Source organism: Xenorhabdus vietnamensis, from assembly GCF_002127535.1.
GTDB classification, from domain to species: domain Bacteria; phylum Pseudomonadota; class Gammaproteobacteria; order Enterobacterales; family Enterobacteriaceae; genus Xenorhabdus; species Xenorhabdus vietnamensis.
In genome coordinates this window covers 60178-78259 of the sequence record NZ_MUBJ01000006.1, presented here as the reverse complement: position 1 = coordinate 78259, position 18082 = coordinate 60178, and the positions used below count along the sequence as shown (strand labels likewise).

The 18082-nt window shown below is 45.4% G+C and carries 6 protein-coding genes and 1 pseudogene; 5 read left to right on the top strand and 2 right to left on the bottom strand.

The features are described from left to right. The first annotated feature begins 119 nt into the window (after positions 1 to 119). From fes to Xvie_RS07460, 5 genes are all read left to right on the top strand, one after another. Positions 120 to 1442 carry an enterochelin esterase gene (gene fes / locus Xvie_RS07480; protein ID WP_086108711.1) on the top strand — a complete coding sequence of 441 codons (1323 nt, stop codon included), beginning with the start codon at positions 120 to 122 and terminating at the stop codon, positions 1440 to 1442. Positions 1443 to 1491: 49 nt separating this feature from the next. Next, a complete protein-coding gene (locus Xvie_RS07475) occupies positions 1492 to 1734 on the top strand; it encodes an MbtH family protein (protein ID WP_086108710.1) in 243 nt (80 codons plus the stop codon). A gap of 62 nt (positions 1735 to 1796) precedes the next feature. Continuing rightward, the gene (locus Xvie_RS07470; protein ID WP_244175532.1) at positions 1797 to 10442 is read left to right on the top strand and encodes an amino acid adenylation domain-containing protein; all 8646 of its coding nucleotides are present in this window, start codon (positions 1797 to 1799) and stop codon (positions 10440 to 10442) included. Between the two features lie 90 nt (positions 10443 to 10532). Continuing rightward, positions 10533 to 11819: an enterobactin transporter EntS gene (gene entS, locus Xvie_RS07465; protein ID WP_086108709.1), complete on the top strand. Its 1287-nt coding sequence runs from the start codon at positions 10533 to 10535 to the stop codon at positions 11817 to 11819. Between the two features lie 287 nt (positions 11820 to 12106). Further along, complete coding sequence (locus tag Xvie_RS07460) at positions 12107 to 15226, top strand: autotransporter outer membrane beta-barrel domain-containing protein (protein ID WP_086108708.1); 3120 nt, start codon at positions 12107 to 12109, stop codon at positions 15224 to 15226. Positions 15227 to 15551: 325 nt separating this feature from the next. Here the strand turns inward: Xvie_RS07460 and Xvie_RS07455 are convergent, their stop codons facing one another. Both Xvie_RS07455 and Xvie_RS07450 read right to left on the bottom strand, forming a co-directional pair. Beyond that, entirely contained in the window at positions 15552 to 16865 is a 1314-nt protein-coding gene (locus tag Xvie_RS07455; RefSeq protein ID WP_086108707.1) for a sodium-dependent transporter, read from the bottom strand. Between the two features lie 38 nt (positions 16866 to 16903). Continuing rightward, positions 16904 to 17068: pseudogene (locus Xvie_RS07450) on the bottom strand (branched-chain amino acid transport system II carrier protein); the annotation flags it as partial. Positions 17069 to 18082: the final 1014 nt, after the last annotated feature.

The following is an 18082-nucleotide window of genomic DNA, read 5'->3' as shown; positions in this document are numbered from 1 at the left end:
TATCATTACTATATGATAATTATTTCCATTGGTGAATCGTTGCGAGTGAGTTGCATCAGGCGCGGTGTATCAAATGTATATGTCATTTATGAGCAGATGTTTTTGCAGGGGAGAAGGGGATGAAGTTAGTATTTCAGCCATCAGGTACGGTAGATAATTTATTATCTGCCCCTAATGTTGGTAGTGAATCATGGTGGGAACATATTGCTATTTTAGGAACTCCGATCATAGAAGTGACGAGGAACCAGCAAGTTCAAACAACCTTCTTCTGGCAAGATCCTTACGGGAATGAACAAAACTCAAATTTTCGAAAAATCTATATCGATATCAATGGCATTACCAATCACCATCGTCCGGATCCACAAAGTTTGCAACGATTGCCTGAAACAGATATCTGGTATTGGTCAGTAAACCTTGAAGATGATTGGAGAGGAAGCTATCGATTTATACCTGCCACTGACACATATCTCCCCCCCAAATTTTCCGATGAAATCAAACAGCGTAATCAACAGCAACGTGAATGGTGGATTTCACTCTTTCCATTATCCATTCCAGATCCTTTGAATTTACAGAGCCATCACCGTAATGGGCTTGGCTTGCCTTTATCGGCAATTCACATGCCCTATGCACTTGAACAAAGCGCATGGGCATTAACCCCAATTAATGGAATAAGCCCAAATCATATTGCGCAGGTAGATAAACGAGAGCCTTTGCTTTTGCATTGGAATAGTGAGCGGCTCAACAATCAAAGGCATGTTTGGCTTTATTCCAGTGGTGAAGAAACGGAAAAAGAAAACGCATGCTCTCGTCCTCTTATCATTCTCTTGGATGGATTGAATTGGGCGGAGAGAATGCCAATTTTTCCGGTGATTGATGCAGCGACTGAAAAACAACAGATACCGGAGGCTGTTTGGCTTTTGATTGATGTTATTGATATGCCTCATCGAGAGCGGGAGCTTCCCTGCAACTCTGATTTTTGGCAAGCGATTCAGGATGAACTCTTGCCGCTTGCCGCACAGCATACCGCTTTCAGCGATGATCCTGAACAAACTGTTATTGCAGGGCAGAGTTACGGTGGGCTGGCGGCACTGTATGCCGCACTTCATTGGCCACAACGCTTTGGTTGTGTTCTCACGCAATCGGGTTCTTTTTGGTGGCCTGACAGCAAAATTGTTCGACAGTTTATGCCATCCGAAGAACATAAACCCGGCTGGCTGACCCAGCAACTGCTTGAGCAAAAAGTTATGCCTTCGTCATTGAAAATCTTTCAGGAAGCGGGTTCCCGCGAAGCAGATATCCATTTTGTAAATGAGCAAATGTATGCCGCATTACAGGAGGCAGGACACAACGTGAATTATCGCGTGTTTAATGGTGGGCATGATGCGCTGTGCTGGCGTGGTGGGTTAATTGATGGCCTTAGTTGGTTACTGGCTGAAAAATGATGCAGTAAACCGATTATTGAAGTCCCAAATACTATGACGAGAACCAACGATGAATTTGCAACAAAAGAATCCTTTTGATGATGATGAAGCCACTTTTTATGTACTGATAAACGATCAACAGCAATATAGCCTTTGGCCAGCTTTTGCTGACCATCCTGCTGGTTGGAAGCAGATTATTGGCCCGGATTCACGGGCGGCTTGTATCGCATACATAGAAGAGCACTGGGTGGATATGCGCCCAGCCAGTCTGCGTGAACTGCATCTGCATAAAACACATCTGCATAAAACATAGATAAATCAAAGTGATAATGCCGATGGTTTAGTCTGTAGAGTAGATAAGCAAGGAAATCAAACGTGCCTAATGTATTGCAACTTTCTGAAATTAAATCAGTCAATCTGACGTTGCCGCTTGTGGCTGCTCAGCCCGGAATCTGGATGGCTGACCAAATTGCCAGTCACCGTAATGTGTTTACCATTGCGCATTATATTGAAATTCATGGAGAACTGGATCGCTCCTTATTTGATACGGCGATCCGCCAAGGTTTGGCTGAGGCCGATACCGTTCATGCGCGTTATTTTATTAATGAACAGGGAGAAGCTGTACAGCAAATCCCTGCTTTCCGTCATGCACAACAGGTTGTTGCGCCGGAGTGGTTTGATTTTACCCACGAGCGGGGGGAAAGTGCGTCACAGGCATTAATGCAGGCAGATCTAGCCGCTGAATTGCCCGCTGACGGGGAACGTCCGCTTTATCGGCAGGTAATCATGAAGGTCGATGCCCAGCCTGAACGATGGTTCTGGTATCAGCGTTTCCATCACATTATGCTTGATGGTTTCAGTTTTGAGGCACTGACACGGCGCATTATTGATATCTATAACGCGTTAAGCGTGGGGAGACAGCCCGCTGAAAACCCTTTCTGTTCATTCGATTTGGTCGTTAAAGAATATCAGGAATGGGAGCAATCACCGGCAAAAGCAAAGGCAGCCGAATTCTGGCAACAACATACCCGTGAACGTGGTGCTTCCGTTTCACTTTCCACTGAAGAGATTGCGAATACAGGAACTTCCTTACCTTTACATCACCATTGCTATTTCCCACTTTCTCAATTTGCCCCATTCAGTGAGGATCATTTACTGCGGCAGTTCCCGCCGGCTGAAATTGTGATGGCTACACTCTGCATCTATTTTTATCGCATGAGCGGAGAAAAACATCTGTCAATCGGTTTTCCTTTTATGCGGCGTCTGGGTTCTCAGGCACTTTGTGCGATGGGACCTGTAGTCAATCTCTTGCCGCTGCAAATAAAACTGCAAGAAAGTATGACTCTTGCAGAAGTAGCAAGAACGTTCGTGGATGAAATGAAGCTGGTTCGCCGTTACCAGCGGTATGAAGCTGAACAACTGCGTTGTGATCTGGGATTATCTGGTAGCAGCAATGCGCTTTATGGCCCTGTTTTCAACTACAAAATCTACAATGAGACGTTGAAACTAGGCGGTAAACCGATCAAAACGCATACACTCGCCATGGGGCCGGTGGATGATTTAGAGTTTGAATTGTGTTGTTACGATGATCAGCTCCAGCTGGTACTGATTGCGAATCGGAAAAAATATAGTGAACAAACTTTACTGTGGCATGCTGAACGGATCAGCTATTTGTTGAATCAATTGTTGATACAGCCGCAGCAGCCTATTGCGTTCGCCTTTCTCATTCCACCACAGGAACAACAACGGCTTGATAGATGGTCTTGTGGGCCGAAAATCCAGGCGCCCGTAACTAGTGCTTCTGTGCTGGATCTCTTTTTGCAGCAGGTTGAACGGCAACCTGATGCTATCGCTATACGTTGTCACAATGAACAGCTTAGCTACCACCAATTGATGACAAAAGTGATGCAGCTTGCACGTTTCTTGTTGTTACAGGGAATGGGGGCGGAGGATGTGGTTGCCATCGGCATTCCTCGTTCAGTGGATTCAATTATTGCGATTCTGGGAGTATTGGCTAGTGGTGCTGCTTATATTCCCCTTGATCTTGATTACCCGCCGGAACGTTTGCAATTAATGTGTGACGATGTTCAGCCAGCCTTGCTGATCACTCACTTGAATACGTTGGCACGAATGCCTGAAGTACCCAAGGCCATTTGTCTGGACGATCAGCAGATAGTGGCACAATGTTCCGGTTTATCTTCGTTACCTGTCACAGACGAAGAACGACGCGAAAAACTGAGCGGTGAACATCTGGCTTATATGATCTACACCTCAGGATCGACAGGTAAACCAAAAGGTGTTATGAGCACACATGGTGGGTTACTGAATTTATTAATCTCCCATGCTACGCATCTGTTCGGGCCTGTTATCGAGAATTTTTATCAGCAACATGGCCGAAGGGCACGGGCGGGGCACACTGCATCTTTCTCCTTTGATTCCTCTTGGGAACCCCTGTTTTGTATGATTTTAGGCTGTGAACTCTATATTTTTGATGAGGAGCTGAGACGGGATGCGTGGGGCGTGGTACAGCAAATGAATCTGCTGCCGATTGATATCATGGATATTACCCCTTCTTTTTTGACCCAACTTATTGACAGTGGATTGTTGGAAAAAGGCAACCACCAACCTGCGTTTATTATGATTGGCGGCGAAGCGGCCACACCACGGTTATGGGAATTACTTAAACAGCAGCCGCAAATTGATATCCATAACTATTATGGCCCTTCCGAATATACCATTGATACGCTGGGAGCCAGTATTCAGGTGGCCGATCAGCCAGTGATTGGGCGTCCGGTTGCCAATACCGATATCTGGCTTTTAGATAGTTATCTACAACCCGTGCCAATTGGTGCGGTGGGAGAGCTGTATCTCTCAGGTGCGGGTATCGCCCGTGGTTATTTGCATCGTCCGGGAATGACGGCAACACGCTTTGTCGCTAATCCGTTCCGTCATGGTGAAGTGATGTACCGCACTGGTGATCTTATGCGCTGGCGGTCTGACGGGCAGCTTGCATTTATTGGTCGGGTGGATCATCAGGTTAAAGTGCGTGGTTTCCGCGTTGAATTAGGTGAAGTAGAAAATGCTTTGGTTGATTTACCGGGGATCAGTTCTGCGGTAGTGATTGCTGAACCTATCGGTGCGACATATCGGTTGGTGGGATATTGTGCCGTCCCAGATGGGCAACAGCGCGCTCTGCCGAATATCTCTGCTTTACTGTTGGCTGCACTGGCAGAGAAGCTGCCTGATTATATGGTTCCTTCTCTCTTGATGGTGTTGGAAACCTTACCTACCTCAATTAATGGCAAAATCGACCGCAATTCATTACCCAAGCCACAGCAACTTCCATTGCCAGTGGGCAGAAAAGCGGAAAGTGAGCAGGAAAAATCCATTTGTGCAGCATTCTCCAGCCTATTGGCAGTGCAGGAAGTCAGTGCAGATGATGATTTTTTTGCACTGGGAGGTGACAGTATTTCTGCGATGGCGCTGGGGACACAATTACGCCGTCTCGGTTGGCAGTTACGTCCGCGGGATATTTTCAGTGAGCGTACACCTGCGCGTATGGCGTTGAAAATGACGCCTGTTACCATTGCAAAACAGACTTCTAAGCGTATTCAGAAAGGGGCGATTGATAGTCTGCCTATTTTGCGTTGGTTTGCTGAATCTCATGGGATTAATACCCGTTTTGCTCATGGTGTATTTATCCGTGTCCCCGCAGAATTACAGCCGCAACATTTAACGCAGGCATTGATTGCTTTAGTGCAAGCGCATCCTGTATTGCGCGCGTTGACCCGTGATGACCAGCTTATAGTTGGTGAATTTACCCGTGATCCAATTTCTGTATCTGAGGAAACTTATTGCAGCATACGGCAAAATTGCGCAGATATTGAAACCTGTGCAGAGAAAGCCTTCCACGATGCGGTTATGCATCTGGAACCCGCGAATGGTCAGCTATTCCACGCTTGTTTATTACAACAAAAAAGTGATGGCAATGAAGATGTATCTAAGGGATTAGTGTTTGTTATTCACCATTTGGCAACAGATGGCGTTTCGTGGCGAATATTATTGGATGAATTACGTCAGGGAGTCGAAGCTGCAATAAACGGCAAAACCATGACTTTGCCAACGGAAGAGTATTCTCTGTACGATTGGAACGATTATCTGCGCCAAAATCTGCCACAACGAGCAGCCGAATTGCCTTTTTGGCAGCGAATGTTGAATAAAAAAACGCCTCTATTAGGGCTGCGTCCGTTGGATGTACAGCGGGATCGCCAAATAAGCGCCTGTACGGAACGAACATTATTGAGCGGCGAACAAACGGCCGCATTATTGGGAATATTGCCCAAGCAATATCAGGCGAATGTTGAAGAAGTTTTATTAACCATATTGGCAATGGCTTGTTATCGCCATTTTAACGTCAGTCAGTTACGCTTCCAGCTAGAATCTCATGGTCGCGTTGAATTAGATGAAAATGGCGATTTGGCTCGGACTGTTGGCTGGTTGACTGCTGAATACCCGATAGTGGTCGGTCTGCCACAAACAGGAGAATACCAACCGGTTGAGATGGTCAGGGCGGTGAAAAGTGTTTTGCGTGCGGTGCCCGATCGCGGGATAGGTTATGGTTTGTTGCGCTACCTTGACCAAACGGGACGGGAAATACTGGCGAAGCAAAAAACGCCGGAGATATTATTTAATTACCTGGGGCGTTTTATCGAGGCAGATAATTTATGGGCACCTCAACGGACTAAAAATCTTTTCCGGGATGCGTTTGCTGTTTACCAAGACCCCGAAATGCCACTGAACCATAGTTTGGAAATCAACCTATTTGTTGATGAACAAGGGAACACTCCACAGTTGGTAATTAACTGGCAATGGGTTGATGGTATTTTTAGTCATCAGGATATTGCAGAATTACATCAAGGTATGGCATGGGCGGCTGAGTGCCTAATTCAGTTTGCCAGACAGCAGCCCCTACAGGCTATGGCAACGTTAGTCGCCGCAGAAACTGGGCTGGCAGAGCTTGAGGAAAACGATCTGACTCAATTGACCGAACGTTATGGCCCATTATCTGCGGTATTACCGTTGCTGCCATTGCAACAAGGATTATTATTCCACGCACAAACAGCCACCGAACATGGCAGTTATAATTCATTGACACGCCTTTCCCTGTTCGGGTCATTGACCGTTGCTGAATTACGTCGGGCGTTGTCAGTTTTAGTCCGGCATCATCCTCAGCTTGCTGCGAAATTTGATACTGAGCAATACCCCTCTCCACTGCAATTGATACCGCTCATCTCTGATGATAAAGATTATTGGACGCTCGATTTCCATCAACTGCCTGAATTAACAGCGGAAGAGGAAGAGATGGCGTTGCGGGAACTGGAGAAAACAGAACTTGCGCGAGATCTCTTCCAGCAGCCAGCAGCGATGTTACATGCATTGCTGGTTCGCCACGGTAAAAGTTCACGCCATACGATATTACTGAATGCCCATCATCTGATCGTTGATGGCTGGTCAACACCTATTCTGGTGCAAGACCTTTTGGCATTGCTGAATCAGGGCGAACAGGCCTTACATGAACCTAAAATAAATAAACCTGAAAGACGTTATCAAGACGTGGTTCGACAATTGTTGGCGCGAGAGGCAGAGCCTGCCCGCCAATGTTGGCAACAGGTATTGAAAAATGTTCAACCAACATGTTTGTTCGGTGAACAACACCATACTGGTGAGGTTAAGGAGCTTGAAGTATTACTCGAGCCAGCGATGGAACAGCAGTTAATCGGCCTGTGCCAGCAACGCGGTTTAACCCTTAATACTCTGATGCAAGGCATTTGGTCTTTGCTATTGAGTATTCACAGCGGCTCGCCTGATGTTGTTTTTGGTTCCCCGGTTTCAGGGCGGTTTGGGCAGACTGACGGGCTAGACCAGCATGTTGGGCTGTTTAGTAATACCTTACCGGTTCGGGTTATTCTAGATATGGCACAACCTCTGTTGCCACAACTAGAAAAACTACAGACCCAGCAGATCCAATTGATTGAACATGACAATATTGGGTTGGGTGAAATCCAGCAAATTGCCGGCACTGGCACGCTTTTTGATACTTTGTTGGTGGTCGAAAATTATCCGGAAGTGAAGCAGAATCAAGAAGAGATCCAAAACATCGCCTGTCAGAGTGTCAATAACCGTGGTTATACCCATTATCCTTTAACATTGCTGGTGTTGCCGGGTAAGCGTCTGCGTCTATTGATGGAATATCGTGAAAGTGTTAAACAGCCTGAGCGTTTGGCACAACGCATACTGCTTTTGATCCGACAATTAATTGAACAGCCCGAGATTGCACTGCGTGAGTGGGTTTTGCAATCGGTTGATGAGGTCGCGTTCATTGAGGAAATCAATGACACTTATCATGATATCCCTTCCGGGACACTTCATCAGGCTGTCATTGAACAAGCAAGAAAAACACCTGACGATTTGGCATTGTTGGATTGCCATCATCGTCTGACTTACCAGCAAATGCGCCTCCAAACTCGCTTGTTAGTTGATCGTCTAATTGAAGCGGGGGTACAAACAGGGGACATTGTCGGCGTTGCATTATCACGTTCGGTTCGGCTGAGTCTGGCGTTACAGGCGATTTTGGAAGCGGGAGCTGCATGGTTGCCTCTTGATACCGGTTATCCTGATGAACGTTTGACCATCATGCTGGAAGATGCCCAACCTCGATTAGTAATTACGGAAAGTGAACATCGGGCACGTTTTGCCAATCAGGCGCCTTTGTTGTTACTGGATAAACTGTTATTGGATAAACTGGCGAATGAAACACAGCAGCCTGTCCATCCTGCCGCCAATGTGACGCCTGAACATACAGCGTACATTATCTACACTTCTGGCTCTACGGGAAAACCCAAAGGGGTTATGGTGAGCCACCAAGCTATTATTAACCGTTTATTGTGGATGCAGGAAGCTTACCAATTGACAGGGGATGATGTGGTATTGCAGAAAACACCATGTAGTTTTGATGTTTCTGTATGGGAGTTTTTCTGGCCTTTAATGACAGGCGCCCAATTAGTGATGGCACCGCCAGAAGCACATCGCGATCCTATAGCGCTTCTCCAACTTATTGATGATTACAATGTTACGACATTGCATTTTGTGCCATCAATGCTGGCAACTTTAATTGACTCATTAGCGTTACGAGAACAAGAAGCGCCGTTCTGCCATAGCCTGAGACGGGTTTTCTGTAGTGGTGAAGCCTTGTCATGTGAACTGGCGCATCGCTATCAGACATTGATGGCGGCACCTTTGCATAACCTTTATGGGCCAACGGAAGCGGCGGTGGATGTGACATGGCAACCGGCATTCGGCGAGGCATTGGCGCATTGCAGTAGCTCTGGAGTGCCTATCGGCCGCCCGGTATGGAATACCCAATTGCGTATTTTAGATCCTTGGTTGCGCCCTGTCCCTATTGGAGTAGCTGGTGATCTCTATCTCAGCGGAATTCAGTTGGCGACAAACTACCTGAACCGACCCGATCTGACAGCCAGCCGCTTTGTGGCTGATCCATTTGCATCTGGCGAACGGATGTACCGAACAGGAGATATTGCATGCTGGTCAGAAGATGGTGAAGTTGAATATCTGGGGCGCAGTGATGAGCAATTAAAAATACGTGGTCAGCGTATTGAACTGGGTGAAATTGAACAAGTTTTACTGGAACAACCCGGAATAGCTCAGGCCGCGGTCGCTGCACGCGAGTTGGGTAAATCAGGTCAGGCAATGGGGAATGTCGATGCACGTCAGCTGATTGCTTGGCTGATTCCTCAATCAGGTGTGACATTGGATATTGCCGCACTGCAACAAACGATGATGAAACGATTGCCAGCTTATATGCTGCCTGTCAGCTATGTAATACAGGAAAATTTCCCGCTGAGTGCAAATGGAAAATTGAACCGCAAGGCTCTCCCGTTGCCAGAGAAACTAACGGCAGGCCGGTTACCACAAGCTGGTTTAGAAAGTCAGCTAGCTAAGTTATTTGCCGAAATTTTAGAGTGTGAAATTGTTTGGGCTGATGATGATTTCTTTGCTCTGGGAGGGCATTCGTTGCTGGCAATGCGTCTGGCAGCCGAAATACGCCGACGCTTTAATTATCATGTTTCAGTTGGCAACATCATAGTCGCGCGAAGTGTAGAAAAATTGAGTGCATTATTGGTTACCGAGCGAATGGTTGCTGAACGAGCAATTGATGAACTCACGGATGAACAGAAGAAAAATTTGGCTGAAAACAGTGGAATGGGAGAGGTTTTACCGTTACGGGAAGGCTCTGGGCCAGCGCTGTTTTGTATACACCCAGCGTCGGGCTTTGCCTGGCAATACAGTGGGCTGTTGCGTTATCTGGAGGGGGATTTTCCGATTATCGGGTTACAGTCCCCTCGTCCTCATGGCGTGATTGCTGATTGTTACAGCCTTGATGCAATGTGCACACGTCATTTGGCGACTTTGCGGAATATCCAACCTTATGGGCCTTACTGCTTGCTGGGGTATTCTCTGGGTGGAATGTTGGCTCAGGGAATGGCGATTCGTTTACAGCAGGAAGGGGAAGAAGTCGTTTTCTTAGGATTATTGGACGCTTATCCCCCGGAAGGTCAGGATTGGGGAGGGTTAAGCGAAGAGGAAGCCAAACAAGAAATTGCCCGTGAACAGGCGGAGTTTATGGCGACGACAGAAGATGAGCGTGATCCGCAACTGCGCAAGGAAAAACAGGCAATGTTCGAGGATATTGTGGCTAACTATCAAGACGCTGTTCGTAGTTTATTATCTGCCGTTAACCAAAAATATGATGGTGAAGCCACGTTATTTGTGGCTGAGCGGACGTTGCCTCCTGATTTGGATGTCGAAGAGACATGGGCACCCTGGATTCGCCATTTGAAGGTCTATCGGCAAGATTGTGAACATGCAGATATCCTTTCTCCTGTTTCATTGAAACAGTGGGGACCGCTGCTGAATAGTCTGTTGAGAAGAATAGTCTGTTGAGAAGAATAGCCTGTTGAAAACAATAGCCTGTTGAAACAAGACCGCAAGTAACTTTATCGCGTTTAACGCCATCGCATCGTATGGAGCATTATGGCCAGTTCATCACTCTTTTTGGATTTTAGTTTGCTCAGAAATAATGCGCATTTCCGAGCCATTTTTGTTGCCCGTATGTTATCTGTCTTTGCATTGGGAATGCTGACAGTTGGTGTTCCTGTCCAGATGCAGTTTCTGACGGGATCTACCTTACAGGTAGGAATTGTGGTTGCACTGGATGGAGTCGGTATGTTTATCGGGTTAATTCTGGGGGGAATACTGGCTGACCGTTATGATCGGCGTAAACTTATTTTGTTTGCCCGTGGCACTTGTGGTATCGGTTTTGTGGCATTGAGCTTTAACGCATTTTTAGATTCGCCATCATTGTATATGCTCTATTTTCTTTCTATCTGGGATGGCTTTTTTGGTGCGTTGGGGATGACGGCGTTAATGGCGGCAATCCCCAATTTAGTAGGGCGGGAAAATCTGGCCGCTGCAGGTGCCTTGAGCATGATTACTGTTCGCATAGGTGCCATTATTTCACCGGCATTGGCAGGTATTATTATTGTTGCTGGTGGGCCAGGATGGAACTTTGCCGTTGCAGCAATCGGTACATTAGCCACATTATTACCCCTGATGAGGCTTCCGGAAATGAAGCCTCAGCTAAGCAATAAAGAGCATCCGATCAGTGCATTGGTAAGCGGGGTGAAATTTGTTTGTCAGCATAAAATTGTGGGCAGTGTCATATTGGTGGGGATGCTGCTCAGTATCGCAGGAGCGGTTCGCATTCTGTTTCCTGCATTATCTCAGGAAGTATATCACCAAGGGCCGTCAGCGACTGGCCTGATGTATTCCGCCGTTCCTTTGGGAGCTATGTTAGGTGCTTTCACCAGTGGATGGATAGGGCGAAGCTCACGATCAGGAGTTCTGCTTGTTGTATGTGTACTGTGCTCCTTTATCACCTTATCCCTACTGGGAGTTGTCACAAATATCGTTCTGGCATTACTTGTCTTGGTTTGTTATGGATATTTGAATGCGTTTGCATCCTTACTGCAATTTACCCTTGTTCAGAGCCATACGCCGGATCACTTATTGGGGCGGGTGAACAGTTTTGTTACTGCACAAGATGTTAGTGGTGATTCTTTGGGAGCGTTGGGGCTGGGTTTTATGGGACGCTTGTTGTCTCCTGTAATGACCGTCTTTTCGTTTGGGGCTTTTGCTGCACTTACCTGCCTGTTGCTTGCAGCAGTAGCAAAACCTTTACGCCATTCTACATTGCGCGGCAGTATGCCATTATCAGAAAAAAAACCTTTAGAAAGTGAAGCTAAGCAAAGTGATAACTAATGGGTATGAAGCCCGCCTGCGATCATTAGCAAAAGTATCCCACAGTTAAACAAATCACGGCGTGGTCTCAATACCACGCCGTCACGCTTAACATAGAAAGAACCACGCCAATTTTTCAAAATAATACTTTTTGTTATTTTTTTATTAAAAAATCATTAAATGACTACTAATGAAATGTGGCATTTTATGGTGTGTTTAGGTGATGCAGGTGATGGTTTCAACCCGCCTACATAATAAAAAACATAAGAACTGGTATTTTTGCAAATTAATAATGGATGGTAACTAAGATGAATGAGCGACACAGAATACCTCGGAGCACCCTGACTACCACGCGTTTATCGGTCAAAACCCAGCCACGAATACTTTACCACGCCATAGCTTGCTGTCTGGCAGCAGCCAGCTTTGGAGCTTATGCGGAAAATTATGTTGAAAAAGGGCGGCTTGGTGATCCTGCAACCTGGCGTTCCAGTGAGTTTTTGGCTGAATGGGGACTTGGTGTCATTCATGCTGATGAAGCCTATGCCAGAGGTTATACCGGTAAAGGGATCAAGCTGGGGATATTTGATCAGGTCGTTTATGCCAAGCATCCTGAGTTTGTGGGAAAAGATAAGGTTATCAACTTAGTTACCTCTGGGATACGTGAATATACCGATCCTTATATTAAGGTGAAAAAAGGCGATTCATTCCGTTATGACGGCTCACCATCCATAGATAAAGGCGGCACTTTAGGCGATCATGGCGTCCATGTTGCAGGTATTGCAGCAGGTAGCCGAGATGGCAAAGCAATGCATGGTGTGGCCTATAACGCCCAAATAATCGGTGCTGATAACGGCGATCCCGGCCCCGAAGATGGCATCATCTTAGGCAATGATGGTGGCGTTTACCAAGCTGGTTGGAATGCACTGATAGACAGCGGTGCCCGTATTATTAACAATAGCTGGGGGATCGGTATTGATAAGAAACTTGAGGATGGCGGTAGCGATCCGAAAGCAGCTCACTTTACCTTAGCTGAGGCGCAAAAGCAGTTCGATGAAATAAAACCAATTTTGGGTACAAAACCCGGTGGTGCATATCAGGGGGCAATTGATGCTGCACGCAGTGGCATTGTGACGATTTTTGCCGCGGGTAATAGTAAGAATTACAGTAATCCGGATGCCATTGCTGGTCTGGCCTGGTTTGTGCCAGATATTGTACCAAACTGGCTAACAGTCGCTAGCTTGCAGCAAGATCCGAATAGTACCAATAGCGTGCCTTATTCCATCAGTAGCTTTTCCTCGCGCTGTGGCTATACTGCCAGTTTTTGTGTCAGTGCGCCCGGTAGTAAAATTTATAGCTCAATCATTGGCGGAAAAGTGGATGACGTTACTACTGGATATGCTCGTTACAGTGGTACTTCTATGGCCGCACCACATGCTGGTGGTAGTCTTGCGGTATTGATGGAGCGTTTCCCGTATATGACCGGAGCTCAAGTGTCTTCCGTGTTGCTTACTACGGCGACTGATATGGGAGATAAGGGGATTGATGAAATTTACGGTTGGGGATTGATTAACCTCGGTAAAGCGATAAATGGCCCCGGTATGTTCTATACCGCAGAAGATATTCCTGAAAAATTCCGTACTCCAGATCCTGATGGTGTGGCCTACGGCAACGGTCAGTTTATTGCTGATATTCCGGGTGTCGGCGCTGTGCTAGATAAAGGCAAGCCGACTGAACGTGTCTGTGAGACTGGTCAGTGTGCTCTGGATTTGTGGAGCAATGATATTAACGGTCATGGCGGGCTGACTAAACAAGGCAGAGGTGCGCTGGTCCTCAGTGGTCAGAATACCTATTCTGGCCCAACGCTGGTCAAGCAGGGGTTGCTGAATGTCAGTGGCAGCGTCTCTTCCACCGTTTCGGTAATGGAAAGTGGTGTTCTTGGTGGGAATGGTGCGGTTGGTACACTCAATGTACAGAGTGGCGGAACTGTTGCACCGGGGAACTCTATTGGTACACTTAAAGTCGCTGAACAACTTACCTTTGAACCGGGTTCTCATTACGCTGTTGAAATTGCCGCTGATGGGCGCAGTGACAACATTCAGGTTGAAAAAAGTGCTCAGCTCAATGGCGGAAAGGTTAGCGTTTCCCTTGAAAATACAGGAAATTTGCTTTCCTTTAAAGAAGTACGAAGCCTGACTGGTCAGCAATACGATATTCTTAATACGAAGCAGAATATCAACGGCCACTTTGATAACGTCGTTCCGAATTATCTCTTCCTTGGCACTAAATTGTCTTATCAGCCTAGTAACGTCATTCTCCATGTCGGACGCAATGAGACCGCTTTTGCAGATGTAGCTAAGACACAAAATGAGCGTTCTGTGGCAACTGCTGCTGATACCCTTGGCATCGGTAATCCAGTCTACGAAAGTATCCTGACCAGCAGCTCTGCGGAACAAGCCCGATATGCGATCCGCCAGCTTGATGGGCAGATCCACGCCGATGTTGCTTCCTTGTTGGTGAATGACAGTCGCTATTTACGCGATACCTTAAATTCTCGTTTGAGTCAGGCCGAAGGCCGTTCATCTTCACCTGATATTCATGGAGATGATAATGGTGTATGGGTTCGACTGCTTAGTGCATGGAGCCACGCTTCTGGTACAGAAAATGCGAGCGGCTATCAGGCTTCCAACTACGGAGTATTCCTAGGCGCGGATGCCCTTATAGATGAATACAGCCGTCTCGGTATAGCTACTGGCTACACCCGCACATCTCTTGATGGTGGTAACAGCGCGACTGCTGACAGCAATAACTATCATCTTGCTCTTTATGGTGACCGTCAGTTTGGTGATTTTGTTTTGCGCACCAATGGCGGATTCACGTGGCATCGTATTGATACCACCCGCTCTATCAGCTATGGCAGCCAGCGTGACAATGAGAATGCGAAATACAGTGGGCGTACATCGCAATTATCTGCGGAACTTGCTTACCCTCTATCGGCAGGGGCTGTGAATTTGGAACCATTCGCTAATCTGGCTTATGTCAATTTCCGCAATGAGGGAGTTAACGAAAACGGTGCCGCCGCCGCCTTCCATGCTGACAGCCAACACACTGAAGCGACACTCTCCACTCTGGGATTACGAGCCAATCACAACTGGCAGACTTCATGGGGCTCTTCGATTGCTCTGAATGGAGAGCTGGGTTGGCAGCATCAATACGGTGAGTCTGAACGAGCAACTGGCTTGTCATTCCGTGGCAGCAACACGACGTTTGTGACCCGCAGTGTTCCGATTTCCCGTGATGGCGTAGTGTTGAAAGCTAATGCAGAGATGAACACAAGTAACAACATTTCATTCACTCTTGGTTATAGTGGATTGCTGTCCAGCAGTCACCAGGACAATAGTATGAATGTCGGTTTTAGATGGCAATTCTGATGATGAGTATGGTGTAATTGTCTGATTTTTTTTGCAAAAAATAGACATCGACAGATGTCTATTTTTCTTTTGAATTTGGTCGTTTTCGTTATGTGACTATCAAACGTCTATAACTTGAACACCTGACTAAAATGAATGTTTCCTGAAATAACAAAGCGTCCATTCAGACGCTTTCATACAGGTGATGAGTTACCCATTATTATTTGTGATTATTTTCCTTTCGGAGAATAAGCCTACCCAGATGAACCTTCAAAAGTTGATCCACCGTATCCACTACTTGAAGAGTCTGGCATGCCTGAAGATTTAGCATCAACGCCTAACACAATCAAATAAGCCCGTGTACCAAAATTACTCCGATACATAAAGGTCCGACATATCTCCATATAAACAGTAAACACTGACGGTTCCTCGATGACATATTATCCGGTATTAGTGCATTGACCTTACGTGACCAGCCAAATACGAGGCAAATGATAATCCCGAACAAAGGCATTAGAACATTGGAAGTAATAAAGTCCAGCATGTCGAAGATGGATTTTCCACCTAATGTGACGTGACTTAGAGGACCAAAAGATAGGGAAACAGGTATCCCCATTAACATAATCGATGCGGTGACTATTAAGCTTGTTTTACGACGCGACCATTTAAAACGCTTCTGAACATAAGCAACAATGTGCTCAAGTAATGAAATTGATGAGGTCAGCGCGGCCATTAACAACAATAAAAAGAAAGTGACTGCTAAGATTGAGCCACCAGGCAGACTGGCGAAATAAATTGGCATCGTCATAAACGTTAATCCGGGCCCCGCATTTGGTTTTAAGCCCGCAGCGGCCAAAGCTGGAAAAATCATCAGGCCAGCCAATACACAGACCAAACAGGAGAGGATGACAACCCAGATACTCGATTTACCAATACCTTTGTTATTAGGCAAATAGGAGCTGTACGTAATGTGGATACCCAAACCGATAGACAGTGAAAAAAATGCCAACCCTAGTGCATCTAAAACACCTTTTCCGGTTAAGCTACTGAAGTCTGGGTATAAGAATAATTTTAGTCCTTCTGATGAACCAGGTAAGCGGATGCCGATAATAATTAACACTATCATGATCAAGAATAACAGTGGCATCATGACTTTAACTGATTTTTCCAAACCTTTTTGCACACCAGATAATACCACGAAACAGGTTAGTCCTGAAAATGCCAGATGTGCAAGTATTGGCCACCATGGATTGCTGATGAAATTAGTGAAAATGGATGTCAGCTGAGAGATGTCTGTAATATTCAACTCTCCTGTACTCGCCATTACCGTGTAACCTATGGTCCAACCACCGACAACACTGTAGAAGCTATAGATACACCATGAACTAAATATACCTGTAAAGCCAACCCACCCCCAGTGTTTACCAAGTAATTTTTTAAATGCATCAACGGCCACTTCACCCGTACTGCTTCCCAGTATGTTTTCAGCTAACAGAACCGCTAATCCAATCACAAAGCTAAATAATAAAAATACAATCAGAAATGCACCGCCACCATTTGTTGCTGAAACATACGAGAATTTCCAGATGGCACCAATGCCAACGGCAGAGCCAGTTGCTGCTAATACGTGCCCCAGACGGGATGTCCATTGTTGACTCATGCTAACCCCCGAATAGATACAGTGTCAGCATATGTACCTAGGCCCACAGCTATGAGCAAAAAGCCAGCAGTAGAGCTCCAAACATGCTCATTCGCCTGCAAGCCAACTATAGGCGGGGAAATGATATTTCCTACCCCGACGAATAAGGCAAAGGTCATAAAACCCAAGGCCCAAATATCTTTAGATAATAAACTGTATGTCATAATGATTGTTAACTTATTGTTGTAAAAAATAATTGTACATGTGGTAGTAACTATTGTAACTAATTGAGTTTCCACTGGCGAAACTGGATTCTGATTTAACAGTCAATGATAAGCATCATATTCACTGATATTCACAAGATACAGAATGATAGTGGTAATAACAGCTAGAATCGCCAATAATTGCTCCCAAGTAAAACTTTTAAGTGCTAAAAGGCATGCACCAACGCCTTGTGAGGTGTCGTTCATTTTGCATAAAAATCACACATAACAGATATCGAAACCTATCAATAAAATCGTATTGAATGCGCGAAATTATCAACATTTGTGTAATGATTGTTTTTTCTACAAAGTAAAATACCGCCCTATTATTTGAAATTGTCTGATAGGAGAGAAGATTATAAAAAGAATAGAATATGTTATAAACCATCCTTAAATTTACTTTTTCCTGCCTTTTTAACTTTAACGAATGGATTTTTCCATCATAAAATTTATTTTTTATAAAATATTATATTTTATAGTGCCTTGATCTCTTTTTGATTTTTATTCCTTCCTTCTATCTTTATTTCTTTTATTTATTTTAGTTTTTTGACGTGAGTTCCCCCATATGGGTATATGCCAATACCTTCAAAAATAATAAATCTAACATCATTTACAGTTTCTTCTAAAACATCTATATCATTATTAATGTATTTATTAATTTTTTTTGGTTGTGTATTTAATGTATTGAAAGCTTTGATTGCAGCACAACTTTACGATTAAGGTTGTAAAGCAATTTATATGCTCTCAACAGAATTAGATGCAATACAATGAAATTCACAATACACACTTTGAATACGTGACACTCGCCCTGAAGTAATATCTTGAATAGTGGATGTGTGTAGCAGTCAAGAAGTTTCGGACACATTTCTTGCCTCTTCCCATTGTCTTTCGTCTTCTGAGGGGAGGGCATTCCCCCATTAAAGCGATGAAGACGGATGTCGTTGTAATACCCGTCCAAATAGTAGGTGATATCCC

Bases quoted from the DNA above. Each gene is read 5' to 3' on its own strand.
- Xvie_RS07455 (WP_086108707.1), bottom strand. From the start codon at position 16,865: ATGAGTCAACAATGGACATCCCGTCTGGGGCACGTATTAGCAGCAACT.
- Xvie_RS07475 (WP_086108710.1), top strand. From the start codon at position 1,492: ATGAATTTGCAACAAAAGAATCCTTTTGATGATGATGAAGCCACTTTT.
- Xvie_RS07460 (WP_086108708.1), top strand. From the start codon at position 12,107: ATGAATGAGCGACACAGAATACCTCGGAGCACCCTGACTACCACGCGT.
- fes (WP_086108711.1), top strand. From the start codon at position 120: ATGAAGTTAGTATTTCAGCCATCAGGTACGGTAGATAATTTATTATCT.
- entS (WP_086108709.1), top strand. From the start codon at position 10,533: ATGGCCAGTTCATCACTCTTTTTGGATTTTAGTTTGCTCAGAAATAAT.